The sequence below is a fragment of the Gluconobacter sp. R75690 genome, from assembly GCF_015244525.1.
Classification (GTDB): Bacteria; Pseudomonadota; Alphaproteobacteria; order Acetobacterales; family Acetobacteraceae; genus Gluconobacter; species Gluconobacter potus.
The window spans coordinates 286,723-312,497 of record NZ_JABCQB010000001.1 but is presented as its reverse complement, the minus strand read 5'-3'; the positions used below and the strand labels follow the sequence as shown (position 1 = coordinate 312,497).

Sequence of the window (25,775 nt, the reverse complement as noted above, 5' to 3'; positions counted from 1 at the left end):
GGACAGGCAGATTATTTCCCTGTCTTCCCGGAACTGACGCTCCCTCATCATGACCAGCACCAACGATATCAGATCGGCCTTTCTCGAATACTTTGGTTCGCAGGGCCACCGCATCGTTCCTTCGGCATCCCTGGTGCCGCAGAACGACCCGACACTGCTGTTCACCAATGCTGGCATGGTGCCGTTCAAGAACGTCTTCACCGGCCAGGAAACACGCCCCTACTCCCGTGCCACCACGGCACAGAAGGTCGTGCGTGCGGGTGGCAAGCACAACGATCTCGACAATGTCGGGTACACGGCGCGCCACCATACGTTCTTCGAGATGATGGGCAATTTCAGCTTCGGGGATTACTTCAAACCGGAAGCCATCGAATTCGCCTGGACGCTGCTGACGCGCGATTTCGGCCTCCCGAAAGACAAGCTGCTCGCTACCGTCTATGCGGAAGACGAGGACGCGGCGGACCTGTGGAAGAAGATCGCCGGCCTGTCCGACGACCGCATCATCCGCATCGGCACCTCCGATAATTTCTGGCGCATGGGTGATACGGGCCCGTGCGGTCCATGTTCCGAGATCTTCTACGATCATGGCGACAGCGTATTCGGTGGCCCTCCGGGCAGCGCGGATGAGGACGGCGACCGCTTCGTCGAGATCTGGAACCTCGTGTTCATGCAGTTCCTCGACCAGCCGGATGGGTCGCGCGATGCCCTGCCCCGCCCGTCGATCGACACCGGCATGGGCCTGGAGCGTTTTGCCGCGATCATGCAGGGCAAGCGCGACAACTACGACACTGACACGATGCGCGCGCTGATCGAAGCTTCGGCTGAAATCATGCACCAGGACGCCGATGGCCTGTTCAAAGCCAGCCATCGCGTTGTGGCCGATCATCTGCGCTCCACTGCATTTCTGATTGCCGATGGCGTACTGCCGTCCAAGGAAGGTCGCGGCTATGTGCTGCGTCGCATCATGCGTCGCGCCATGCGCCATCTGCATATCATGGGCGCGAAAGAGCCGGTGTTCTATCGCCTGCTTCCGGCGCTGATCCAGCAGATGGGCGCAGCCTATCCGGAACTCGTCCAGCATCAGGCGCTGATTGCACAGACGATGAAGGGTGAGGAAGAACGCTTCACTGCGCTGCTAGAACGTGGCCTCACGCTGCTGTCGGACGAGCTGGACCGTCTGGGCGACAAGGACGCTCTTCCGGGTGACGTGGCCTTCAAGCTCTATGACACGTTCGGTTTCCCGCTGGATCTGACGCAGGATGCGCTGCGTGAAAAGGGTCGTACGGTTGATGAGGCCGGTTTCGAGACCGCCATGGCCGAGCAGCGCAAGCGTGCGCGTGCGGCCTGGGTCGGCTCGGGAGATGCCGCGGCTGAAACGGTGTGGTTCGACGCACGCGACAAGCACGGTCCGAGCGAGTTCCTCGGTTATGTGTCTGAAAAGGCCGATGCGGAAGTCCAGGGCATTTTCCGTGGCAATGACGAACTGGCCGAGGCTCCTGCGGGTGACGATACGGTCGCGATCCTACTGAACCAGACGCCGTTCTATGGCGAAAGCGGCGGTCAGGTCGGCGATCATGGAACGCTGACGGCTCCGGGCGTACGCGTCGAGATCACCGATACGCAGAAGCGCAACGGCGACCTGATCGTGCATTACGGCAAGGTCGTCGAAGGGACGCTGAAGCCGGGCATGGCGGTTCATGCCGAAATCGACCATGCACGTCGCACGGCGGTTCGTGGCCATCACTCCGCAACCCATCTTCTGCACGAGGCCCTGCGTCGGCAGATCGGCACGCATGTCACGCAGAAGGGCAGCCTGAATGCGCCGGAGCGTCTGCGCTTCGATATCAGTCAGCCGCGTCCGCTGACGGATGAGGAGCTTGCGGCGGTCGAAGCCGAGGTCAATGCCCGCATCCGGGAAAATGCCCCGGTCGAGACGCGCCTGATGACGCAGGAAGAAGCCGTGGCGGAAGGCGCCATGGCGCTGTTCGGCGAGAAGTACGGCGATGAAGTCCGCGTGGTCTCGATGGGCAAGGGCGACGACGACCGTCCGGCCTATTCCATCGAGCTTTGTGGTGGCACGCATGTGGGACGCGTCGGTGAGATCGGGCCGTTCCGGATCGTCTCGGAAAGCGGCGTCTCGGCTGGCGTGCGCCGGATCGAGGCCGTCTGTGGTCTCGCCGCTGAAGCACTGGCGCTGGAGACCGAGAGCCGTCTGAAGCAGATTGCGGACCTGCTCAAGGTTCCGGTTGCCGATGCCGCCTCCCGCGTGGCGGCTCTTCTGGAAGAGCGCAAGTCCCTGACGGCACAGGTCTCCGATCTTCAGCGCAAGCTCGCGACCGGCGAAGGCACGAGTGCCACGGAAAGCATCAACGGCATCACGCTTTCGGCACGTGATCTGGGCGATGTCAGTCCCAAGGAACTCAAGGGCCTTGCAGAAAGCATCTCCAAGCAGATCGGTTCGGGTGTCGTGGCGTTGATGTCCAGTGCCGATGGCCGTGGCAGCATTGTGATCGCCGTGACCAAGGACCTGACGGACCGCCTGGATGCAGTCAAGCTGGTGCGCGAGGCTTCGGCGCTGATGGGTGGCAAGGGCGGCGGTGGCCGCCCCGACATGGCACAGGCCGGCGGTCCGGATGCGGACTCGGCAACGGTGTTTGCAATGCTGCGCAAGACACTGGAATCTGCATAAGAAAACACGTCATGGTATGTCAGGGCGGTTACAAAGCATGGGTTGACCGGAATCATGCTTTACCTGCCCTGACAAAGCCTTCTAACTGCCCGGTAGTTCAAGATGAAGGAGAACACCATGGCCTGTGGTCGTGATACTCTGGCGAAACTGCTGGGCGGCGTCCGGAAATTCGAAACGGACGTCTATCCGGAAAATGCGGCACTGTTCGAGAGCCTGGCTTCCAGCCAGTCTCCGTCCACCCTGTTCATTACCTGCGCCGACAGCCGGATCAGCCCCAGTCTCATTACCCAGACGGAGCCTGGCGAACTCTTCATCGTGCGCAATGTCGGCAATATCGTGCCGGCCTATGGCGAGATGCTGGGTGGGGTGTCGTCTGCCATTGAATACGCGGTTGGCGCGCTCAAGGTGAAGAACGTCATCATCTGCGGTCACTCCAACTGCGGCGCCATGGGCGCGCTGATGGATCTGAACTCGCCGAAGCTGGACAGTCTGCCGACGGTCAAGAGCTGGATGCGCCATGGCGAAGCCGCACGCGCGGCTCTGGGCGATCTGAAGGCCGAGGATGCCGGGCCGGAAGACATCCGTTCGCTTGCCGAATACAACGTGCTGCTCCAGCTCGTGCATCTGCGCACGCATCCCACGGTCGTCCGGGCGCTGGCACAGGGTGCGCTGAAGCTTCAGGGCTGGTTCTACGACATCCCGAAGGGCGAAATCCTCATTCTCGACGAGGGCACGCGCAAGACGCGCACCGTTGAGAACGTGCTTGAGGAAATCCGCGCGACCGAAGGACAGGCAGCCTGAAGCAGGCTGCGGCTTCCATGCTGGCCGGTCTTTTTCTGGCCGGCAGCATGGAGCCCGTTTCGGCCCATACCCTCAAACTCTCGACCTGGAACATGGACTGGCTGACGCTGCGCCCGTCCGGAGATCCGGCCCTGCCGGAAGATGTTCCAGGGGGCGAGCACCGCGATTTCGCAAAACTCGCGGCTTATGCCCGACATCTGGACTCGGATGTCGTGGCTTTCGAAGAAACGGACGGCCCCCTCGCCGCATCCCGTGTCTTCAGTTCCACAACCTATCAGATCATCCTGACGCCCGACCCTGTGGTCCAGCGGGTGGGCGTGGCCGTACGTCGCGATCTGCACGTGACGGTCAATGATGAACTCTCAGCCCTGAACGTCGCAGGCCCGGACGCACCGCACCAGTTGCGGGGGGGGCTGGATGTGACCATCAGCGACGGTCAGGCGAACCTGCGTCTTCTGGTAGTCCATCTCAAGACCGGATGCTGGGACCAGCCGCTGAACCAGCGCCAGCACTCCTGCCCGACCCTGTACCAGCAGGTCCGCATCATGCAGGACTGGATGCTGGAACGGCAGGATGAGGGCGAGGCCTATGCGGTTCTGGGTGACTTCAACCGCCGTCTGACTCTACATGATCCGCTGATGCAGCAGATTGAGGACGAAACGCCCGTTACGCTCACAACGGCAGGCAAGGCCAGTCCCTGCTGGGGCGGGGAATATTTCATCGATCACATCCTGCTGGGTAATGCCGCGCGGAACTGGCTCGTGCCCGACAGCCTGCGGATCATGACCTACAGGAACGATACGGTGCCTGCCGGCCTTTCAGATCACTGCCCGGTTTCAGTACGGCTTGAAATGCCCTGACGGCACGTTGCGGGGGCGGATATTCCGGTCCATGAAAGAGGCCCTTTTTCGCTGTCTCGTCCGGAGCGTCAGATGTCCCCTTCCCCGTCAGAATGGCCTGTGACGCCTCTGGAACCCGACGTCATCGTGCAGGTCGGACGTTCCATGCCGGTGCTCTCTCCGGAAATCGAAGCCCGCGTGGCGTCGCACTGGAATGCCGCACTTGCGAAGCATCCCAGCCTGTATAACGGCCGCGTTTTCTGTGCGGATGTAATCGGGCCTGACGTCATCAGCGGTCACTGGTCCGAATACCGCCGGGTTCTCGCCCAGATGCGCGAGCCGGATCTTTATGGCCCGCAAATGCTACGCCCGCTGGCGGTTGTGGGGCTGCTGCGGACTCTCGAGGGGCTCGTGATCGGTCAGCGGTCGGAACACTCCATCTATCTTCCCGGCTACTGGCAGGGCGCTCCGGCGGGTAATGTGGAAAGCCGCGAGGGCGAGGCGGAGATCGATCTGGCGGTCCAGCTTCGGGCGGAATGTCACGAGGAACTGGGTCTGACGGAAGCCGACTGTCAGGTCGGGGGCTGTCTTCTGGCCTGCGAACATCCCCGGACGCATATCGTGGATATCGGAATTGATCTTACCACCACACTGGATTTTGAAGCCCTGAAGGAACGTTGCCGTCGTCTTGGCAATGCGGAATATCAGGCCCTGAAACTGGTTCAGCCTGATACGGAACTGCCCGGACGGCTCGTCCCCACCCTGTCTGCCATGCTGGAGCAAACCCGATGACCTACCGTATTCTCGATGCCCCGGCCCTGCGGGACTGGCTGGCCCAACGGCATGATCTCTCAGGGCGTCTGGGCGGCGCGGCTGCCGACTGGGACATTCGCGAAGTCAGTGACGGCAATCTCAATACGGTGTTTCTGGTGAATGGTTCGGCGGGAGCATTGTGCTGCAAGCAGGCACTCCCCCATGTGCGCGTGGCGCCGGACTGGCCGATGCCTCTGGAACGAGCCCTGTATGAATCGCGCTACATGCAGGCCGTCGCCCCTGCCGTTACGGGGCTGATGCCCGAGCTTTTCGCTTATGATCCGGACCTGTACCTGCTCGTCATGGAATGCCTGACCGAGCATGAAGTGTTGCGTTCGGCCCTGATCGCCGATCAGGCCACGCCGGGGTTTTCTGGCGTGATCGGGTCGTATGTCGCCCGCACCGTCCAGGCGACAGGCTGGGTCAGTCAACCCTTTGAGACCGGCGCGCATCTGTTGGAACAGTTTTCCGGCAATACCGCCCTTACCCGCATCACGGTCGATCTGATCCTGACGGACCCGTATCGTGTCTGCGACCGCAATCCAGAGCCGGAAGAAGGTCTGCGGACGGATGTGAAGGCACTTCAGACTGATCAGATTCTGCATCAGGCCGTCGGACGGCTTCAGGACCGCTTCCTGACAGCCCGGCAGGCCCTGTTGCACGGGGACCTGCATACAGGCTCCATCATGCTGGATGGCACGGATGTACGGGTCATTGACGGTGAGTTCGCAACGATGGGTCCCATTGGCTTTGACTGCGGCCTCTATCTGGGCAATCTGGCGCTGCATCTCTGCGCGGCGCCGCACAAGAGCTCTGCTCTCCGAACAGAGATGCTGGCCTTCTGGCAGAAGTTTTCCGAAGAACTGCGAACCGGCCTTCGGGCAGGGTGCGGAGATATGTGGGCCCTGTCCGGCCCCGATACCCGACCAGCCCTCATCGAAACCTTCCTGAGCGAAATCCTGCGCGACACGGCCGGGTTCTGCGGGCTGGAAATGATCCGCCGGACCGTCGGGTTTGCTCAGGTGGCGGATTATGATCTCTGCACGACGGAACAGGAGCGTCTGCTCGCACGGCAGAAGGCGCTTCAGATCGGCCGGACGCTGATTGTTGAGGGCGCATCGCTCCGATCCTTCGACAGCGTTCTTTCCCTGATGGGACTGTAAGAAAAAACCCCGTTCCTTACAGAGCGGGGTTTTTTCCGTTTCAGACCGAGGCCATGCCGATCTGCTTGATATCGTGGAACTCCAGATCGGGGTTCATCTCGATGGTCCGGCGCATCATGAAGGATGATGTCGCGAGGAAAACCGGATCTCCGTCGAGATCGTCGGCCATGGCGGATCGGTTCAGATCCTGAAACGCCTCGATCTTGGCGCGGTCACCGGTGATCCAGCGGGCCAGAGAATAGGGCGTGCTCTCGAAGCCGATAGACACGCCGTACTCGCCCTGAAGCCGGGACTGGAGCACGTCGAGCTGAAGCGTTCCGACCACGCCCACGATCGGCGACAGACCATCCTGCGGACGGAAAAGCTGGACGACGCCCTCTTCCGCAAGCTCGACCAGAGCCTGACGCAGCTTCTTGGCTTTCATCGCATCATCGAGACGGACACGACGCAGAATTTCAGGCGCGAAGTGCGGCACACCAGTGAAACGTAGGTCTTCGCTCTCGCTCAGCGTATCGCCGATCCGCAATGTGCCGTGGTTCGGAATACCCACGACGTCGCCACCAAATGCTTCTTCGGCAAGCTGGCGGTCACGGGCGAAGAAGAACTGCGGCGTGTGCAGGGCAAACTGTTTGCCAGTGCGGACATGCTTGAGACGCATCCCACGTGTCAAACGGCCGGAGCAGACACGGGCGAACGCCATGCGGTCGCGGTGATTGGGGTCCATGTTGGCCTGGATCTTGAAAACCAGAGCCGTGACCTGATCCTCGCTCGCCTTCACTTCCCGGGTCTCGGTCTGCTGGGCACGCGGAGCCGGGCCATAGGCGACGAGCGCATCGAGCAGATCCGTAACGCCGATTTCCTTCATGGCCGAGCCGAAGAACACCGGAGACAGATGGCCTGCATCGAAGGATTCACGATCGAATTCCGGCAGGGCGGCTTCGGCCAGTTCGACTTCCTCGCGCATCTGGATGATGCGGGGATCGTCCTCGCCGACCGGCTCCTTGGTGTGCACTTCCTTCGTGCGCAGGTCGTAGGTGCCGATGAACTTTGCGGCACGCCCGATCGGCCAGGTTGCCGGGGACGTATCGAGGGCCAGCGTACTGGCGATCTCGTCGAGCAGAGCGAAACAGTCCTGCGCCTCGCGGTCCATCTTGTTGATGAAGGTGACGATGGGGATGTCGCGCAGACGGCATATCTCGAACAGCTTGCGGGTCCGGTCCTCGATGCCCTTGGCGGCGTCGATAACCATGACCGCACAGTCCACGGCCGTCAGGGTGCGGTAGGTGTCTTCGGAGAAGTCTTCATGGCCCGGCGTATCGAGCAGGTTGAAGACGCAGTCGCCATATTCGAAGGTCATGACCGAGGTCACGACGGAAATACCGCGATCGCGCTCAATGCCCATCCAGTCGGACTTGGTGCGGCGGCGCTCGCCCTTGGCGCGTACATTGCCCGCCATCTGGATGGCACCACCGGCACGCAGGATACGCTCGGTCAGGGTCGTCTTACCGGCATCCGGATGGGAGATGATGGCAAAGGTGCGCCGCCGGGCGATCTCGCGGTTAATTTCTGCGCTCAACGCCTCTGACATGGTGCCTCCGGTAAAAAGAAAAACCCGGGACTGGAACCTTCATGGTGCCCAGACAGGCAGATCACCTGGCAGCAGAAGCAGAGGACAACCCTGATCGAAGTCTATTCCATCGGGAGGCGGCAATGTGCAGAAGGACCCCTGCCCCGTCAAGGGATGGGAGGGCTACTCGTCCGGAAAATGCCGGTTTGACGACAAAGCCGTCTAATCCACGGTGTTCCCATGAGGTGCGACCCCGGTTCCCATAGGACCTGATGTGGCATAGGCCTCACCAAATTTTTCAATGGCACTCCCTGAGACGGGATCATGCAGGCTGCCGGTATCTGGTGCCTCCCCTTTCCCGCCGGGCAAAACACTGCGCAGGATCTGCCAGACTTTTCCTGCACGCGTAAGGCGCATTGGAGGCGGCGCCATGATCCGTGCCTGCGGGGCATCCACATAATGTCCGGGGCTCCCCGATATCTGTGCAGAGGTCACAGTATAAGCAGGCGGAAGATCAGCCGGAATACGCGCTGGCGGAACGAAGGTGTTGATCCCCCTGGACAGGACCGGCGGGCAGAGGAGCATCGGAAGCATTGCGCACAGTCCCGCAGCCATGAGAGGACGCATCCCCGGATCCTTCGCTAATCTCACATTATGGTAACGATCAGCAGAGGCTCGGCGCAACATGAAAGACGCTTGGCATCCACAAAACGAAAAAACGCCGGACGGGAGACCCGCCCGGCGCTTTCCGGTCGCTTTCTGATCCGGGCCAATAGGCCCGGGATCGGATTAGCGGGAGTAGAACTCGACGACCAGGTTCGGTTCCATCTGCACCGGGTACGGCACGTCGGAGAGAACCGGGGTACGAAGGAACGTGCCCTTCATCTGGCGGTGATCGACTTCGACGTATTCCGGCGTGTCGCGCTCACCCGTCTGCACAGCGTCGAGCACGATGGCGAGCTGCTTGGAGGAGTCACGAACCTCGATGACGTCGCCTTCCTTCACGAGGTAGGACGGAATGTTCACCTTCTTGCCGTTGACCGTGACGTGGCCGTGGCTGATGAACTGACGCGAAGCGAACGGCGTGATCGCGAACTTCAGACGGTACACGACGGCGTCCAGACGACGCTCGAGCAGACCGATCAGGTTCTCGGACGTATCGCCCTTGCGACGGACGGCTTCGTCGTAATACTTGCGGAACTGCTTCTCGCTGATGTTGCCGTAGTAGCCCTTGAGCTTCTGCTTGGCCATCAGCTGGATGGAGAAGTCGGACGGCTTCTGCTTGCGGCGCTGACCGTGCTGGCCGGGGCCGTATTCGCGACGGTTGACCGGGGACTTGGCACGGCCCCACAGGTTGACGCCGAGGCGGCGATTGATCTTGTACTTGCTCTCAAGACGCTTTGACATGGGTTGACCCCTGTACTCATCAGAACCGCCCCATGCTGCACGGCGGTCCGTTTTGTTGTGCCGGTAGGCCCTTCCCCGGATTGGAAAGGACGGGCGCGCACCCAGATGCCGGGCCGACGGGATGCAGAATCCCGCACTGATGGTCCGGCCGGTACGTCCACGTTTCCGGCTGTGCCGTCGCGCCTACAGGAGTCCCCGGGGCGGGTCAATCAAAACCTGCTTGCAAGCCCTGTCATTTTCTTGCAGTGGGGGCTCGGAAATTGCGCAACCACCCTGTGTCCGGTTGCGCTATCGCTCCGGAACTCCCCCTGTGCTTTTGAAAAAGCCATCCAGGGGGGAGCAACACGCTTTTTCGAGTTTTTGCATGAAAATCTATCGCTTCAATCCCAAGGCCGGCCGTATCGGCGAAGGCTCCCTCGAAGGACTGGTCCAGTCCCTTGATGCGCCCCTGCCCCCCAAGCCCGGGGAAAGCGTCATCAAGCGTGCTTTCAAGAGATTTGGCCTCGCCCAGATGCACATGTCCCATCTGGTGATCGATGACCGCACGATCTATCTGCGGGGCAAGGCAGACAGCGCCAAGGAACGTGACCAGATGATCCTGGCGGCGGGCAACGTCGCGGGCGTCTCCGCCGTCGAGGCCGAAATTGCCGTGCCGCCCGGCACGCCCGATCCGGAGTTCCTGGAGATCAAGACCAGCAAGACTCTGGACGAGGTGGCCGAGAAGCTGCCGCAGGATGTCACGGGTGATGAGCTCCTTGATGCAAATCAACCGCTTGTCACATCCAAGGATGACATTTATCCGGGTCAGACCATCCGTCTGCCAACCGAGAACTGATCCGTCCGTAACGGCTCCTCCCTCTCAGGGAGCCGTTACCGCTTTTCATTATCCGGCAATGGCAGGGCGGTCCTGACCTCCATTCCCGGACTTACTTCTTATGGACTCCATCGAACCTCTCGACGTCGAGCGGGTGCGCCCACCCCACGGTGTCGGACCGGCCATGCTGTCCCTCATGCTGGCAACTTTCACCATCGGAACCGGCGAATTCGCCATGATGGGACTGCTGCCGGAATTCTCCCATTCCCTGAACATCACCATTTCGCAGGCAAGCTGGGCAATCTCGGCCTATGCGATGGGCGTTGTCATCGGCGCCCCGCTGATTGCGATCCTTGGTGCCCGCCTGCCCCGCCGCACGCTCCTGCTCTGCCTGCTGTGCCTGTTCATCGCGGGCAATATCGGCAGCATCCTGATGCCGGGCTTTGCCGGTATCGAACTCATGCGTTTCATCACAGGGCTGCCTCACGGGGCCTTCTTCGGTGTTTCGGCGTTGATCGGCGCGTCGATGGTCGAACGTGCCCGACGCGGACGGGCCGTCGGGCAGGTGCTGTCGGGCATCATGATTTCGACGGTGATCGGATCGCCGCTCTCTACCTATGCCGCCAATCATGTGGGCTGGCGCGTGGCTTACGGAAGCATCGCGGCTTTGGGCGTGCTATGTTTTGTGGGGATCTGGTTCTTCGCGCCACGTGACAGACCGCATCCTGGTACAACCGCGCTGTCCGAACTCGGTGCATTCAAGCGACCACAGGTTCTGCTGACGCTGCTGACCAGTGCAGTCGGGTTTGGTGGTCTGTTCGGGATCTACACCTTCCTGACGACTGGCCTGACGCAGGTGACGCATCTGCCAGGCTGGCTTGTCGCGGTCTATCAGGTCGTGTGGGGGCTGGGCATGGTGGCGGGCAATGCACTTGGTGGCACCATGGCAGATCGCAGCATTGACCGGACGGTGATCGTCTCGCTGACAGCAAGCATCGTCTTCATGCTGGCATTCTGGCTGCTGCTGCCCTCGCCCTACGCCATGCTGCCGGTCACATTCCTTGTCCCGGCCGGGATCATCATGCTCTCCCCGGCCCTTCAGACACGTCTGATGGAAGTTGCCGGAGACGCACAGACACTGGCAGCCTCGCTGAATCATTCAGCCTTCAATCTGGCCAACGCCTTTGGCGCCTGGCTGGGCGCCGTACTGGTCAGCTCCGGGTTTGGACTGGGATCGGTTGGCTGGGGCGGAGCCGTGTTCTCGGCTCTGGGTCTGCTGATCTATTTCATCACGATCTGGCAGGGACGGGCTTCCGCATCACACGCAGCAGCCTGATCCCGAAGGCCACGCAGGTCGTGGCCAGCGCCAGCGCCATGCCGATCCACAGGCCTTCCACACCCACATGTTGGTGGAAGGCCAGCCATCCTCCGAAAACCAGACCGATCAGACCATAGCTCGCCACGGCGATCAGCATGGGTGTGACGGCATCGCCGCAGCCCCGGAGGGCACCGCTGAACACGCATTGCAGGCCATCCACGATCTGATAGAGCCCGGCAGTCCGCAGAAGGATGACGACAAGCGCCGTGGTTTCGGGATCGGGCGCCCGATTCGAAAAATAGAGCGGCAGGATCTTCTCGGGCCAGATCAGCAATAGCGAGGACGTGGCGAGGCTCCATATCAGGACGATGCCCGTGCCGGTCAGGGCCGCACGACGGCTCTGCTCCATGCGGCCCGCCCCACGCCAGTACGCCACGCGGACATTGGTTGCCTGCCCGATCGCCAGACACACCATGAACAGCAGCGAACTGACATTCAGCGCCACCTGATGGGCGGCCAGACTGTGCGTTCCAAGCTCGCCGGCCCGCAGGCTGGTAATCTGGAACATCAGGATTTCAGCCGCTGCCCCCATCATCATGGGCGCCCCCAGCTTCAGCAGGTCTTTCAGAACGTCCCAGCGGACGGGGGCTGGCTTCAGCACCGCCCTGACGCGCGGATGGGTCAGGCACAGTCCGAAAAGTGCAAAACTGACGACCCAGCCGGTCAGCGTTGTGGCGGTTGCAGAACCGTAAAGCCCCATGGCTGGTAGCCCGGCCCAGCCATGAATCAGCGCCGCATTGGTCAGACCATTGCAGACTGCCATGGCTGGCATGATCCACAGCAGCAGCGTCTCTGCCCCCAGCGCCGGAAGCGCTACCCGCAGGACGCCGATGACCGCCAGATCGGGCAAAAGCGACAGCAGAAGGATGTCGATGAAATGGCTGCCGTGAAGCACCACTTCGACCGGCTCCCCCATGATGCCAAAGATCGTCTTTGAGAAAGCCAGCAGCAGGGCACAGGGAATGAACACCGCAATGGCGAGCATGAGCGTCGCACTCATGACGCTGCGACCGTCATGGGACGTCCTGCCGTGTTCTTCGGCGCCGCGTCCATGTGACAGAAGCACTCCCGCCCCGCCGAGAATGGCCTGGAATGTCACCATCGTCGTAAAGAAGAACGTGCTCGACAGGCCACCGATGGCCACTTCCGTCACGCCCAGCCCACCCAGCAGGATCGTATCCGTGACACCCATGGCCATTTCGGAGAGCTGCGACAGGGCAAGGGGCAAAGCGACCCGCACGAGCGCCAGCGCGTGACTGCGTAGGGTTGTCGGATCGGTCGGCGGACTGGAAAGGGCACTGCTCATACGCCCCCTATTACAGGGGCCAAACCTTCCGACAAGAGTAACAAAGCCTGTTGCACCTGAACCAAGGCTGGCGCATTGATCGGCGTATGGCCGATCCTGCTGCAAACGTGCTCCGCCTGCACGATACCCATCTTCGCGACAAGCGACCGTTCACGCCCCTCGATCCTGCGAATGTGCGCGTCTATTTCTGTGGACCGACCGTCTATGACCGCGCGCATCTGGGCAATCTGCGCGCCATGATGTGCGCGGATATCCTCATCCGCCTGCTGCGCACGATGTATCCGCGCGTAACCTATGTCCGCAACGTGACCGACGTGGACGACAAGATCAACGCGCGCGCAAAGGAAAACGGGGAGGACATTTCCGCCCTGACGGAGCGCACGACGCAGGCCTTTCATGAAGATCTCGCGTCACTCTTCATTCTGCCGCCCGATATCGAGCCGCGCGCGACCCACCATATCGACGACATGCTGGAAATGATCGGGCGTCTGGTCGAGAACGGCCATGCCTATGTGGCCGAAGGGCATGTGCTGTTCGCGGTGCGCAATTTCCCGTCCTATGGGGAGCTTTCCGGCCGTTCGCTGGATGACATGATTGCGGGTGCGCGTGTTGAAGTCGCGCCCTACAAGCGTGATCCGGGCGATTTCGTGCTGTGGAAACCGTCCGAGCCGGACCTGCCGGGCTGGGACAGCCCGTATGGGCGCGGGCGTCCGGGCTGGCATATCGAATGCTCGGCCATGTCACACCGTTATCTGGGCGAGAGCTTCGACATTCATGGTGGCGGAGATGATCTGCTGTTCCCCCACCATGAAAACGAGCGCGCGCAGTCCATGTGCTGCTATCCGCACGGCAAGTTCGCCACGCACTGGGTTCATAACGGGATGCTGCTGTCGAACGGCGAGAAAATGTCGAAATCGCTCGGCAATTTCTTCACGATCCGCGAAGTGCTGGACCGCTCTCCGGCCGAACCGCTGCGCCTGCTGTATCTGGGGGCGCATTACCGTTCCACGCTGGATTTCAGCTGGGAAAAGCTGGACGAAGCACGCCGCGTGCTGGACCGGCTGTACCGGGCGCTTGAACGCGGAAACGCACAGCCCGGCGCCGCCGTCCCCGCTGCGGTCATGGACGCCCTGTGCGATGACCTGAACACACCGCTGGCCATTGCCGCCCTTCACCCGCTGGCGGATGCCGCCATGCAGGGCGATCAGGACGCGGCCTCCAGCCTGCTGGCCGCCGGAAAGCTGCTGGGCCTGTTCAATGTCACGCCTGCCGAGTGGTTCCAGTCCGGTGTGGACGCCGGCGCTATCGAAAAGCTGATTGAAGAGCGTCTTGCAGCCCGCAAAGCCCGCGATTTCGCCCGTGCCGATGCCATCCGTGCGCAGCTTGCGGCTGACGGCATCACTCTTGAAGACGGCCCTGGTGGCACAACATGGCGGAAGGCGTAACCATGACCGGACGTGACGGCGGGGCGAATATCGGCCCTCTTGGTGATTTCGATCCGGTCGTGATCCTGGTGCGCCCGCAGCTTGCCGAAAACATCGGCACGACGGCGCGCGCCATGGCGAATGGCGGGCTATTCCATCTGCGCATCGTGGCCCCGCGTGACGGCTGGCCACAGGAACGCGCCTGGTATGCGTCTTCGGGCGCGGACCGGATTCTGGATGCCGCGACGGTGTTCGAAACGGTGGACGACGCAGTTGCTGACCTGCACCGCATTTTCGCGACCTGTCCGCGCCCGCGCCATGTGGTCAAGCCGGTCATGACCGCGCGCGGAGCCGCGGCGGAACTGCGTGTTGCGGCCAATCGCGGCCTGCGCACCGGCATTTTGTTCGGCCCCGAGCGTGCCGGACTGGACAACGAGGACATGGCCCGCGCCGATACGCTGGTCCGCTATCCACTCAACCCGAAATTCATGTCGCTGAACCTCGCACAGGCCGTGCTCATCATGGCCTATGAGTGGTTCCTGACGGAGGATATGACGCCGCCGCGCGAACTCATGACCAATGAGACGCATGTGGCGACCAAGGGGGAGATGGAGAATTTCATGTCCCATCTCATCCGCGATCTGGATGAGACCAATTTCCTTCGAAATGAGCAGAAACGCCCCGGAATGGTGCGGAACCTGCGTCATTTCTTCACCCGAGGCGAAGTGACGGAACAGGAGCTTCGCACCCTTCACGGCGTTGTCAGCGAACTGAGCAGCGCCCGCAGGAACAGGAGCTGACCCCATGATCCACTGGCGCCATAGGAAACGGATGGCACACCGGCCTGAGCCCGGGGCGCCAGTTACACCGCAGGAGCATCCGACCGTTGTCGAAACGGTCAACAGGATCCGCGCGCATGTTCTCGAAGAGAACGGTCGGAGCGACATCATCCGCACCGGTCTGGATGCAGGCGTTTTCGGGGACCTCTACCATACCCTGATGACCATGAGCTGGTTCACGTTCTTCTGGGCGTCCCTGGGCCTGTATCTCGTCATCAATGTCGCCTTCGCGCTGATGTATTATGTCATCCCTCACAGTGTGAGCGGTGTCCCGCACGGCGATTTCCTCGACGATATTTTCTTTAGCGTTCAAACGATCTCGACCGTCGGTTATGGCACCATGTCCCCCGTCGGACGGCTGACGAACACGATCGTCTCCTTCGAAGTGCTGGCGGGCATGATGCTGAATGCCGTGGCGACCGGACTGGTCTTCGCCCGTTTCTCCCGTCCCCGCGCCAGGGTGCTGTTCAGTCATGTGGCGGTCGTATCCTATGACGACGTGATCCCGACACTGACGATCCGCCTGGCCAACCAGCGCCGGACCCTGATCCTCTCCGCCAATATCGAAATGACCCTGACGCGCCTGATGCCCGATGAGCGTGGACGTCTGGTCCGGCGGTTCGACCGGCTGTCGCTTATTCAGTCCCACATGCCGATCTTCCGGATCAGCCTGAACGCAACCCATCTGATTGACGAACACAGCCCGCTCTACGGCCTGTCCGCGGAGACGCTGATTGGCCAGAACGCGGAAATCATCATCACAATGGATGGTACGGACGAGATTTCGTCCCAGACCGTTTTTGCCCGTCACGCCTATGAGATCGGACATGTGAAACACGGTTACCGTTTTTCGGATATGATCGAAAATCGTCCGGATGGCCGGGTGGAGGTCGATTTCCGTCGCTTCCATACGACTGAGCCGGGCGATATGCCCAAGGCACCTGATCCTACCCCCTGACAGGAGATATCCCATGACGGATTTCGTGACGGACGACAGACATGATTTCGGCAACGGCCTGCTGAAGGCCTCGGTCAGACGTCATGGCGCCGAGCTGGTTGCCCTGCGCAGCGGATCGGAAGACCTGCTCTGGAACGCGGGGCCGGCATGGCCGAAACATTCGCCCATCCTGTTCCCGATCATCGGGAAGCTCCCCGATGACAGGGCCACGCTCAATGGGCAGCCCGTGCATCTCAGACAGCACGGACTGGCACGGGACCGGGTGTTCCGATGGATCGCGCGGACGGCTGAAGGCTGCACGCTGGAACTCGTGGACGATGAGGAAAGCCGCGCCCTCTTTCCTGCCGCGTTCCGCCTGCGGGTGGTCTATCTGATCGAGAATGCCACGCTGCGGGTCTCGTACCACCTGCACAACCCGGACAGCAGCCAGACCCTCCATGCCTCACTCGGCGCGCACCCGGCGTTCCGTTGGCCGCTGAAGGAGGGGGTAGCAAAAGAGAACTACAGGCTGGTCTTTGAATATGACGAGCCCCTGCCCGTCCGCCGGATCGGTGCCGATGGACTGATGCTGCCCGAGAAGTTCCATACACCGGTCAGGGACAATATTCTTCCCCTGACGGATGCGCTGTTTGCAAAAGACGCCCTCATCCTGGAGAAGCCGGAAAGCCGGTCCGTGGATATGGTTGATCCGGACGGGCATGGCATCCGGTTCGTCTGGGGCGGCTTCCGGGAACTTGGTCTGTGGACAAAGCCAGGCGCGGAATTCCTGTGCATCGAACCCTGGTACGGATATGCGACACCGGTGGGATTTGCGGATGATTTTTCATGCAAGCCCGGTCTGCTGCACCTGAAACCGGGTGAGAGCTGGACGGCGTTCTGGTCCGTCCGGGCAATCTGAAAAAAAGCCCGTCGCGCTTTTGAACAGCGTGACGGGCAACAGGCTCAGGCCTGAATGGCATCCCGCAAACGCGCGACCGTCCGCTCACGGCCCATCAGGCCGAGCAGGACATGCAGTTCCGGCCCTGCGTCCTCACCCGTCAGAGCCAGACGCAACGGCATGAACAGGCTGCGGCCCTTGCGGCCGGACTGCTCCTTGAGCGCGTTGGTCCAGTCCTTCCACGTCTCCTCGCCCCACGGCTCGGGCGGGAGGGTGTCGAGGGCCTGCTGAAGGAATGCACGGTCTTCCGGCTGGGACGGCGGAATGATCGTACCATGCACCACGTCCCACCAGTGCGGGATTTCAGCCGACAGATCCACATTGCCACGCACGGCATGCCAGAATGTCTCGTCGGCTTCGGGCGGCAGGTGAATCTTCGCGGCTTCAAACGGCAGGTTGTGCAGTGCGCGCCGGTTCAGGGCAAGAAGCTGCGTCATGTCGAAACGGGCGGCCGACTTGGACACATGCGAGATGTCATAGGCCGCAATGGCCTCGTCCATCGTCATGACCTGCGGATCATCCGAAGAACCGACGCGGGCGAGATAGGAGACGATCGACATCGGCTCCAGCCCGTCCTGACGCAGGGATTTCAACGCCAGCGAGTCAAACCGCTTGGACAGCTTGCCACCATCGGAATCCAGCAGAAGCGGCAGATGCGCGAAGGTGAAATGGTCGGGCTTTGCGCCAAGCGCCTCGGCGATGTCAATCTGCACGCCGGTATTGGTTACATGGTCTTCGCCGCGGACGATATGGGTGATGCCCATGTCCAGATCGTCGATGACGGAGGCCAGGGTGTAGAGGATCGTCCCGTCCCCACGCACCAGAACCGGATCGGAAATGGCCGTCAGCTTGACCGAGCACTCGTCCATGACGAGATCCTGCCACTTGCGGCTGCCATCGCTGAGACGGAAGCGCCAGTGCGGCGTCTTACCGTTGGCTTCGGCGCGGGCGCGCTGTTCGGCGGTGAGCTTGAGCATGGCACGATCATAGATCGGCGCCTTGCCGGCACGGATGCGGGCTTCACGCTTGGCGTTCAGCTCATATTCCGTCTCGAAGCACGGATAGAGACGGCCGGACGCCTTCAGCTTTTCGATGACTTCGGCATAGCGGTCGAGACGCTCGGACTGGCGCACATACTCGTCCCATTTCAGCCCCAGCCATGACAGATCCTTGCCGATGGCTTCTTCATATTCGGGCTTGCCGCGACTGGTATCGGTATCGTCGATCCGCAGCAGGAACTTGGCGCCGTTATGGCGTGCGAAAAGGAAGTTGGCGACGGCAAGGCGCGCATTGCCAACATGCAGGTAACCGGTGGGGGACGGAGCGAAGCGCAGTTTCATGACGCCTTAATGCCGCATGATGCGCCGCGTTGCCAGAGCGGGTTTTTATGAAAGGCAGCGCATAGGAAGAAGCGCATGCCCCTTCCCTGCAGCGGGTGTTCAGTGACGGATCACTTCGTGACGGTTTTCATCATCCTCGTCGTCTTCATCATCCGGCGGACCAGCGATTTCCTCGTCATCGACGAGGCGGCGCGGGTCAATGGCGCGCCAGTCGCGCTCCATCGGAGTGGCGCGGCTGGCGGCGAAGTCCTCAAGTTCCGTGGACGATTTCCAGCCGTCTTCGCCAGCATCCACGACTTCGGCGTTCTCACCGAAGGCGAGCCAGTTCTCGATCACTTCCTTGCTGCTGGCCCCCGGCGTACGGCAGCGCTCGATGCTGTCACGGACATAGGCGCGAGCATAGGCATTGGCATGCATCAGGTCGATGAAGTCTTTCACGACCTCGACCGTATCATCCTCGCCTTCCGACGCGCCGGACAAATCGATGATGCGTACGCTCCACGTTCCCGGCTCAGTGACGGTTTCGGGTGCGCCTTCGACAGGGTCAATCGTATCGTCGGTCATGAAATGTCCTTGGGTGTCTCGTGGCTGTCACGCACCTTCTGGAGCAGGAACTCGCGTCCGAGCTTGACGCGGGGCTGCCCGTCATAGGCCACGATGTCAGCCGTTGCATAGGTTTCGGACCAGCGGTCGGGGATGAAGGACCCGCTGCCGATCACGTCGATCGGGGCATGAGCGTCCCGCATCGTCGAGCATTTAGCGACATTGAAGCCGGAGGACACGACGATCTTCACATGGTGGAAACCGGCATGGTCCAGAGCTTCGCGCATGCGCCAGATGGCTGCGGCCGATACACCCGTCCCCACCAGATCCCGCAGTTCCTGATCGGAACGGTAGCGGCGGATGGTGCCGGGCGTGTGACGCTCAAGCACTCCATATGAGGACTGGGGGTCCAGTCCTTCAAGGAAGCGCCCACCATGCGTGTCCAGACGGACACTCAGATGGCCCCTTGCAGCACGCTCGGGAAAGCGGCGGCAGACAGCAAGAGCATCCGTGATTTCCTGCCCGAAGTAATCCACAAGGACCGTGAGCGGATCGTTCGGATAGACCTCGTCATACATCTCCGCCGCCCGCAGCGTGGAGCCGGCATAGCCGATCAGGGCATGGGGCATGGTGCCCAAACCGGCATCGAGGCCAAAGAAACCGGCCGTGGCGTCATTGGCATTGCCGATGAAGCCGCGGGCCCCTTCCTTCTGCGCAGCACGGGAGCCGACGCCTGCGGCATAGGCCATCTGTTCCTGCATCTCGAAACCCGCGCAGTGCCGGGCGTCCATTGCAAGAAACGGGATGGACGGCAGGGCCATGGCCATTTGATAGGCATTATGGGCCGCCACGCAGGTCGCGCCGATCCGCTGGAGCACCAGTGTTTCCAGCGAAGCCAGCCGGGTGAAGCTGCCAGTCAGGTACAGCAGCGGTTCACCCGCGCCGACCCATTCGCCCTCGGCATACATTTCCCGGCAGTCCAGTTCGAAGCCCTGAGCCTTCGCCACGTTCTTCAGCCACTGGACGACCAGCCCACAGGCCGCAATCACCGGGCGGCGGATGAACACCGCATAGGTGACGCGGGAATCCCCGAAATGCTCCACGATGTGCCGCGTTCGCCCGAAATAGGCGTCCGTTCGCGCTTCGATTGTTTTCTCGTCCAGTGGGCCGAGTGTTCCAAGCGCGCGCTGAAGCGCGGCCTGAGGAGAATTGTGGGGATCGGAAGCGGTCATTCTTTCTTTCCTGCTCGTCCCGTCAATTCCTGAGCAAGAAGGAAGGCCATTTCAAGTGACTGTTCCGCATTAAGGCGCGGATCACAGAATGTTTCATAGCGGCCGCCCAGATCGGCCTCGGTCAGGCACTGCGCACCGCCGATGCATTCCGTGACATCCTGACCCGTCATTTCGAGATGGATGCCGCCCGGACGGCGGCCAATGGCCTCGAACACGTCGAAGAAACCGAGAACCTCGCCCAGGATGTTGTCGAAGGAGCGGGTCTTGATCTTGCTGGCCGTGGTCGTGGTGTTGCCGTGCATCGGATCACACAGCCAGGTCACGGTGCGGCCGGTGCGGTTCACAGCATCGAGCAGCGGCGGCAGGTGATCGCGGACCTTGTCCTTGCCCATGCGCGAAATCAGCGTGATGCGTCCGGCCTCATCCTTCGGGTTAAGGATTTCAAGCAGCTTCTCAAGGTCTGCAACCGTCGTGGTTGGCCCGACCTTGATGCCGATCGGGTTCTGCACACCACGCAGGAACTCGACATGTGCGCCGTCCGGCTGGCGGGTACGGTCACCGATCCACAGGAAATGCGCCGAGCAGTCGTAGTAATCGCCGCTCGTGCTGTCCACGCGGGTCAGGGCCTGTTCGTAAGGCAGCAGCAGGGCTTCGTGAGACGTGTAGAACTCCGTCTCGTCGATCTGCGAGGCCGAGCCATCGAAACCGCAGGCGCGCAGGAACGAGAGCGTCTCATCAATGCGATGGGCCAGATCCTGATAACGGGCAGCCAGCGGGGAACGCTCGACGAATCCGAGGTTCCAGCGATGGACCTGATGCAGGTTCGCATAACCGCCATGCGCAAAGGCGCGCAGCAGGTTCATCACGCCTGCGGACTGGAAATATCCGGTTTCCATGCGCGCGGGATCGGGGATACGGGCCTCAGGTGTGAACTCGGGACCGTTGATGATGTCACCACGGTAGCAGGGCAGCGTCACGCCATCGATCGTCTCGGTATTGGACGAGCGCGGCTTGGCATACTGGCCGGCCATACGACCGATCTTCACGACGGGTACCTTGGCGGCGAAGGTCAGGACGACAGCCATCTGGAGCAGGACGCGGAACGTGTCGCGCACGATGTCGGCGGTGAATTCGTCGAAGCTCTCGGCGCAGGCACCGCCCTGCAGGACGAAGGCTTCTCCGCGCGATGCGGCGGCCAGGCGCGTCTTGAGGCGGCGGGCTTCACCCGCAAAAACCAGCGGGGGGTATCGATGCAGACGAGCTTCGACAGCAGCAAGCGCCGCTTCATCCGCATAGGATGGAGCCTGGACGATGGGACGGGAACGCCAGCTTGCAGGAGACCAGGACATCGTGTTGGTGGACGTCGGGGTCTGGCTCGAGGGGTGCATCAAATGCCCTCCGGATGAGTGTGAATGCAGAAGTTGCGGGGCGCTGGTTATGGCCGAAAAAGCGCGGCGTTGATAGCGCGAAACGTCAGATTGTATCGCATGGCACCTGTCTGCTGATGGAATGTTTCGCGGATGGGCGAAACCCCATGCCACGCAAACCGCGATACCCCACCCCACACCACCACATCGCCGTCGAGCAGTTCGATGATGCGTTTCGGGTCCGTGCGGTGTAAGCCACCGAACGAAAAATGGGCGGGTACGCCAAGGGAAACCGAGACAACCGGAGCCTCGGGCATCCCTTCATCCCTGTCCTGATGCAGACCCATTTTCGCTCCGGGTCCATAGCGGTTGATGAGGCAGGACGCAGGGTCGAAGCCCTCGTACCCTGCTTCAGTTGCTGCCCGGACCGCAAGGTGACGAAGTGCGTCTGGCATGGCGGGCCAGAATTGGCCGGTCTGCGGATCGGTTCGGGAATAGCGGTAGCCGGACGGATCGGCGACCCAGCCACAGGCGCCACACGATGTCATCGCGGCCGACATCTGGCCCATACGGGTGCGGAAATGGCGGAAAGGCACCTGAGCGGAGACCTCCGCAATGGCCTGATGGAGCGCTGGTGCTTCGGCCAAGGCAAAGCCGGGCAGCCATACGGCCCCTTCGGCCAGGACGGTTCGCGGACGGACGGACGCCAGAAGATCATCCATCAGTCACCGCCCCGAACCGAAAAAACCCGTACTGATATCGTCATGTCCTCTGATATGGGGTGGCCCTGAAACGGTTCCAGAGGAAAAGAAGTCTTGAACACGGCGGAAAGCGGGCCGATTATAGACTGATATGCCGCCTTGCCGGGGATGTCAGAGCCTGACGTCGCGTTTCCTCCGGAAGGCAGCCTTGTTGTCATGATCGGCCAAGGACCGGATCACATGTTGTCCTCTTCCCGTTTCTTCTGCCACGCCCTGCTGGCGACCGCTCTGCTGGGAGGGGCGGCACAGGCCCAGACCGCATCCTTCGGTCAGCCTTACGCGGCCGGCACGACGCTTCCGACGCAGTCAGGTCAGAGCGATGCGCAGTCCCAGACCACGACTGGCGGTGAGCATTTCCGTGCCCGCGGCCATCGCAAGCCGCCGCCGGGTTATTCCGACACGCCGTCCAACGAGTTCGAACATGGCCCCGATCCGGACCATGAAGCCGGTGTGGAGCGCGATTCCGTGACGGGTGCGAACATCTCCAAGTTCGGTTCGTCCTATCAGGGCAGCAACAATACGCAGTCCGGACAGCTGGGTGACGCATCGGGCAATGGCTGGACAGCCCCGCGCGGAAACGGCTGGTAAGACGCAACCAAACTCCCGGCAGCAAGTTCTGGTCCTCGTATGAATGTCTTCGAGGATCAGAACCATGCCGTATATCACCGCTACTGATGGAACGAGCCTTCACGTCAAGGACATGGGAGCGGGCAGGCCCGTCGTCCTGATCCACGGATGGCCCCTCACCGGGGACATGTGGGAAAAGCAGACGCTGGCTTTGGTCGAGGCGGGCTACCGCGTCGTCACCTATGACCGCCGCGGGTTTGGCCAGTCAGGCCATCCGATCAACTGCTACGACTATGACACGCTGGCCGATGATCTGGCTGTCATTCTCGAACAGCTTGACCTGTGGGATGCGACGCTCGTCGGGTTCTCCATGGGGGGCGGCGAGGTTGCGCGCTATCTGAGCCGCCATGGCCGCTCACGCATTTCCAAGACCGTGCTGCTGTCTTCGGTCGTCCCCTTCCTGCTCAAAACGTCCGACAACCCCAGGGGCGTGGACATTTCCGTCTTCGACGGCGTCAAGCAGAAGATCCGGCAGGACCGTTTTGGCTTCCTGAAGGATTTCATTCCTGATTTCTATGGTGTCAGCCTGATGCATCATCCGGTCAGTCAGGGCGTGCTGGACTGGACGTTCATTCTGGCCTGCATGGCAAGCCCGATGGCGACGCTGGACTGTGTGGATGCCTGGGGGACGACGGATTTCCGTCCTGATCTTCAGGCCTTTACCGTTCCCACGCTGGTCATTCATGGTGGGGGAGACACTACTGTCCCGGCAGAGATCGCCGGGGAAAAAGCTGCGGCCGCCATCCCGGGATCAACGTGGATTTCCTATGACGGCGCCCCGCACGGGCTGTTCATGACGCATGCCGAGCGGGTAAACGAAGACCTGCTACGGTTCCTCGCCACACCCTGACGGGCTTCAGAACGCGCCCTTGAGGAAAGCCCTGCTGACCGGCATCTCGGTACGCACGATCAGCAGCGAGCCGATGGCCAGCACCAGATCATGCCGGATCGACGGATCCTGTGACTGACGCTCCAGCGCATAGAGTTCGTCCAGGGTCGGATCGATCGTGGCGGTCGTATGGGTCAGGGGCAGCTTGCGACGCAGCAGGTTGCGGACCAGCCCATCCACCGCCGTCACCGCCGTATCCGGCAGGCTTCCATGCTCTGCAAGTTTGCGGAGCATCAGCACGTTACGTCCTACTGTCAGGACGGAGAGCGTCCCGCGCAGCATGGCTTCCGCCCGGTCACTGGACAGGGAGCCGGCAAAGCGCACGGCACGCTCCATGCTCTGCGTGCCCTCATTGATCCAGACATATTCGTCCATCACCACGCCCGGCAGCGCGAGCCGTCGCAGGCTCCGCTTGAGTTGATAGCGCAGGACCTCACCCGCCCGTGCCGGGGTGAAGGGCAGCACGGCGCGGAAAATCACCACACCGGCACCAAGCCCCAGAAGGAGTGCAATGGTGGTGTTGAACCAGCCGAGTTCGTTGATGCGTCCCTGATTGTCCATGCCCAGCAGGAACGGGAAGAACGTGCCATAGGACGCCGCCATGACGGCGGTGGACGGATTACGAGACGCCAGACCGCCGAGCATCATAAAGAAGCCTGCCACAAGGCAGAAGAACGGATAATTGGCCGTCACCGGCATGACGATGAACACCGGAATAACGCTTGCCAGGGCAGCAAAAACCGCACCGTAGAAGAAGGCCGCACTCAGCAGGACGGTATTCTCGAAGGTGGCAAAACGTGCGCAGACCACGGCGATGAAGGTCAGGAACACGCCGCCCTGTGGCCAGGCCGTGACTTCCCAAACATAGGCACCGAACAGCAGGGCCACCGTTGTGCGCACGCCATTGCGCATCGAGGCACGCCAGTCCGGATTGCGGGTCAGGCGATGGCGTTCGGATACCGGAGCGCCATCCACGCTGGCCCGGTAGGAACGCAGCGTCTCGCACAGATCCGAGAGCATGACTTCCACGCCGGTGAGAATGATCCCTTCGTTCAGGGAGTCCTCATCATCACGAGGCAGGATCGTCTGCATGCGGCCCCGGCACTCCGCCAGAAGGGCTTCGGTCTGGACCAGGGCCGCAATACCACGACGATCCGTGAGAAGCCGCTCCGGCAGGCCGTCCAGGGCAGTAGTCATGTCTTCAAGAAAAGGCCGCAGGGCTTCGGGCTGATGCGTGACAGACGTCATGCGGGTCCGCAGACCCAGCCCGCGCGACAGGACGCGCGCGACCAGCCCGAGCGTGACATAGGCGTGCTCGACCTCGTTGCCCTCGCTGCGGATTTCGATGCGGCTGAATTCGATCTGGTCGCTGGAAGCCTGAAGCGATCCCAGCAGGGTGGACAGGTCATCCGTAGCGCCCGGCTTCTGGCGCAACACAGCCGTCAGGGCAGGAATGGCCCGGGTCAGAATACCCTGAAGACGCTTGCGAAGTTCCTCGCGCGCCCTGCCCGCGACATTGGGCAGGGCAATCATGCCCATCGCCGTCTCGCAGATCACACCAAGGAAAATATAGGTGCCGCGCGCCATCGCGACGTTGAAGACGTGATCGGGCTCCTTGACCGCACCGAGCGCAATGATGGTGCAGGTATAGCCGGCCAGCACGAGGGCATAGCCGCGGAAGTTATGCGTCAGCGTCGCAAGACCGGCACACAGCCCGACCCAGAGCGCGAGTGCTGGCAGAAACAGCCAGGGATATTGCGGGAAGGCCGCCATGAGCACGATGGCCATCACAATCCCGATCACGGTGCCAACGAGACGCCAGCGGCCCTTGGAAATACTCTCGCCGCGGGAATTCTGGGCGACGATCCAGACGGTCATGGCCGCCCATTGCGGCTCACCGAGTTCCATCCACAGCGCGATCGCCAGCGCCAGAAGCGCTGCGATCGTGGTGCGGAGAGCAAACATGACGGACGTGATGGACGGGGCAAACAGCCAGCCAAACTTCATGCCCGGTGCTGCCTTTCAGAAACTGTGTGACGGCCCGACTGCGGGGCCTCCGTAAGACCGTTACGCGCCGCCAT

At 61.7% G+C, this 25,775-nt stretch carries 23 protein-coding genes; 13 read left to right on the top strand and 10 right to left on the bottom strand.

The window, feature by feature from the left end:
- The first annotated feature begins 49 nt into the window (after positions 1 to 49).
- The 5 genes from alaS (at position 50) to mtnK (ending at position 6,305) form a co-directional block, all read left to right on the top strand.
- On the top strand, positions 50 to 2,689 hold the full coding sequence (alaS, locus tag HKD27_RS01435) for an alanine--tRNA ligase (RefSeq protein ID WP_194688172.1): 2,640 nt from the start codon (positions 50 to 52) through the stop codon (positions 2,687 to 2,689).
- Between the two features lie 117 nt (positions 2,690 to 2,806).
- The gene (locus tag HKD27_RS01430; RefSeq protein WP_194688368.1) at positions 2,807 to 3,490 is read left to right on the top strand and encodes a carbonic anhydrase; all 684 of its coding nucleotides are present in this window, start codon (positions 2,807 to 2,809) and stop codon (positions 3,488 to 3,490) included.
- 17 nt (positions 3,491 to 3,507) lie between these two features.
- On the top strand, positions 3,508 to 4,350 hold the full coding sequence (locus HKD27_RS01425) for an endonuclease/exonuclease/phosphatase family protein (RefSeq protein WP_194688173.1): 843 nt from the start codon (positions 3,508 to 3,510) through the stop codon (positions 4,348 to 4,350).
- Positions 4,351 to 4,422: 72 nt separating this feature from the next.
- The gene (locus HKD27_RS01420) at positions 4,423 to 5,121 is read left to right on the top strand and encodes a hypothetical protein (protein ID WP_194688174.1); all 699 of its coding nucleotides are present in this window, start codon (positions 4,423 to 4,425) and stop codon (positions 5,119 to 5,121) included.
- Positions 5,118 to 6,305, top strand: a complete 1,188-nt coding sequence (gene mtnK / locus HKD27_RS01415; protein ID WP_194688175.1) for an S-methyl-5-thioribose kinase — start codon at positions 5,118 to 5,120, stop codon at positions 6,303 to 6,305. Before HKD27_RS01420 ends, mtnK begins: the two co-directional genes overlap by 4 nt.
- Positions 6,306 to 6,345: 40 nt before the next feature.
- On the opposite strand, the gene HKD27_RS01410 is transcribed toward mtnK, so the two are convergent.
- From HKD27_RS01410 to rpsD, 3 genes are all read right to left on the bottom strand, one after another.
- Positions 6,346 to 7,893, bottom strand: coding sequence for a peptide chain release factor 3 (locus HKD27_RS01410; protein WP_194688176.1), 1,548 nt, complete (start codon positions 7,891 to 7,893; stop codon positions 6,346 to 6,348).
- A 201-nt stretch (positions 7,894 to 8,094) separates the two neighbouring features.
- Positions 8,095 to 8,499 carry a hypothetical protein gene (locus HKD27_RS01405; protein WP_228120253.1) on the bottom strand — a complete coding sequence of 135 codons (405 nt, stop codon included), beginning with the start codon at positions 8,497 to 8,499 and terminating at the stop codon, positions 8,095 to 8,097.
- Between the two features lie 162 nt (positions 8,500 to 8,661).
- Positions 8,662 to 9,279 (bottom strand): 30S ribosomal protein S4, encoded by a 618-nt coding sequence (gene rpsD / locus HKD27_RS01400; RefSeq protein ID WP_011253300.1) that lies wholly within the window; start codon positions 9,277 to 9,279, stop codon positions 8,662 to 8,664.
- A 364-nt stretch (positions 9,280 to 9,643) separates the two neighbouring features.
- On the opposite strand from rpsD, the gene HKD27_RS01395 reads away from it, so the two are divergent.
- Together HKD27_RS01395 and HKD27_RS01390 are read left to right on the top strand one after the other, a co-directional pair.
- On the top strand, positions 9,644 to 10,114 hold the full coding sequence (locus tag HKD27_RS01395) for a BON domain-containing protein (RefSeq protein ID WP_194688177.1): 471 nt from the start codon (positions 9,644 to 9,646) through the stop codon (positions 10,112 to 10,114).
- 100 nt (positions 10,115 to 10,214) lie between these two features.
- Positions 10,215 to 11,429, top strand: coding sequence for an MFS transporter (locus HKD27_RS01390; RefSeq protein WP_194688178.1), 1,215 nt, complete (start codon positions 10,215 to 10,217; stop codon positions 11,427 to 11,429).
- Here HKD27_RS01390 and HKD27_RS01385 read toward each other — a convergent pair.
- Complete coding sequence (locus tag HKD27_RS01385) at positions 11,383 to 12,777, bottom strand: MATE family efflux transporter (protein WP_194688179.1); 1,395 nt, start codon at positions 12,775 to 12,777, stop codon at positions 11,383 to 11,385. The two genes, HKD27_RS01390 and HKD27_RS01385, sit on opposite strands and share 47 nt — an antisense overlap.
- 86 nt (positions 12,778 to 12,863) lie before the next feature.
- On the opposite strand from HKD27_RS01385, the gene cysS reads away from it, so the two are divergent.
- Genes cysS through HKD27_RS01365 form a run of 4 tightly spaced genes read left to right on the top strand, consistent with a single transcriptional unit; the run spans position 12,864 to position 16,896 of the window.
- Positions 12,864 to 14,222 (top strand): cysteine--tRNA ligase, encoded by a 1,359-nt coding sequence (gene cysS, locus HKD27_RS01380; RefSeq protein WP_194688180.1) that lies wholly within the window; start codon positions 12,864 to 12,866, stop codon positions 14,220 to 14,222.
- Between the two features lie 2 nt (positions 14,223 to 14,224).
- The gene (locus HKD27_RS01375; RefSeq protein WP_194688181.1) at positions 14,225 to 15,001 is read left to right on the top strand and encodes an RNA methyltransferase; all 777 of its coding nucleotides are present in this window, start codon (positions 14,225 to 14,227) and stop codon (positions 14,999 to 15,001) included.
- Between the two features lie 31 nt (positions 15,002 to 15,032).
- On the top strand, positions 15,033 to 15,998 hold the full coding sequence (locus HKD27_RS01370; RefSeq protein ID WP_194264171.1) for an ion channel: 966 nt from the start codon (positions 15,033 to 15,035) through the stop codon (positions 15,996 to 15,998).
- A 13-nt stretch (positions 15,999 to 16,011) separates the two neighbouring features.
- Complete coding sequence (locus tag HKD27_RS01365) at positions 16,012 to 16,896, top strand: aldose 1-epimerase family protein (RefSeq protein WP_194688182.1); 885 nt, start codon at positions 16,012 to 16,014, stop codon at positions 16,894 to 16,896.
- 44 nt (positions 16,897 to 16,940) lie between these two features.
- On the opposite strand, the gene gltX is transcribed toward HKD27_RS01365, so the two are convergent.
- The 5 genes from gltX to alkB all read right to left on the bottom strand — a co-directional run bounded on the left by gltX (position 16,941) and on the right by alkB (position 22,139).
- Entirely contained in the window at positions 16,941 to 18,275 is a 1,335-nt protein-coding gene (gene gltX, locus HKD27_RS01360) for a glutamate--tRNA ligase (RefSeq protein ID WP_194264173.1), read from the bottom strand.
- Positions 18,276 to 18,374: 99 nt separating this feature from the next.
- Positions 18,375 to 18,839 (bottom strand): hypothetical protein, encoded by a 465-nt coding sequence (locus HKD27_RS01355; RefSeq protein WP_194264174.1) that lies wholly within the window; start codon positions 18,837 to 18,839, stop codon positions 18,375 to 18,377.
- On the bottom strand, positions 18,836 to 20,050 hold the full coding sequence (locus tag HKD27_RS01350; RefSeq protein WP_194688183.1) for a nicotinate phosphoribosyltransferase: 1,215 nt from the start codon (positions 20,048 to 20,050) through the stop codon (positions 18,836 to 18,838). The genes HKD27_RS01355 and HKD27_RS01350 overlap by 4 nt, the downstream gene beginning before the upstream one ends.
- The gene (locus HKD27_RS01345) at positions 20,047 to 21,438 is read right to left on the bottom strand and encodes a class II 3-deoxy-7-phosphoheptulonate synthase (RefSeq protein ID WP_194688369.1); all 1,392 of its coding nucleotides are present in this window, start codon (positions 21,436 to 21,438) and stop codon (positions 20,047 to 20,049) included. Before HKD27_RS01345 ends, HKD27_RS01350 begins: the two co-directional genes overlap by 4 nt.
- A 47-nt stretch (positions 21,439 to 21,485) precedes the next feature.
- A complete protein-coding gene (gene alkB, locus HKD27_RS01340) occupies positions 21,486 to 22,139 on the bottom strand; it encodes a DNA oxidative demethylase AlkB (protein WP_194688184.1) in 654 nt (217 codons plus the stop codon).
- Positions 22,140 to 22,358: 219 nt separating this feature from the next.
- Between alkB and HKD27_RS01335 the strand changes: the two genes are divergently transcribed.
- Positions 22,359 to 22,766, top strand: a complete 408-nt coding sequence (locus tag HKD27_RS01335) for a hypothetical protein (RefSeq protein WP_081107264.1) — start codon at positions 22,359 to 22,361, stop codon at positions 22,764 to 22,766.
- Between the two features lie 64 nt (positions 22,767 to 22,830).
- The gene (locus tag HKD27_RS01330) at positions 22,831 to 23,655 is read left to right on the top strand and encodes an alpha/beta fold hydrolase (protein WP_194688185.1); all 825 of its coding nucleotides are present in this window, start codon (positions 22,831 to 22,833) and stop codon (positions 23,653 to 23,655) included.
- Positions 23,656 to 23,661: 6 nt separating this feature from the next.
- On the opposite strand, the gene HKD27_RS01325 is transcribed toward HKD27_RS01330, so the two are convergent.
- Positions 23,662 to 25,701: an FUSC family protein gene (locus HKD27_RS01325; RefSeq protein WP_194688186.1), complete on the bottom strand. Its 2,040-nt coding sequence runs from the start codon at positions 25,699 to 25,701 to the stop codon at positions 23,662 to 23,664.
- Positions 25,702 to 25,775: the final 74 nt, after the last annotated feature.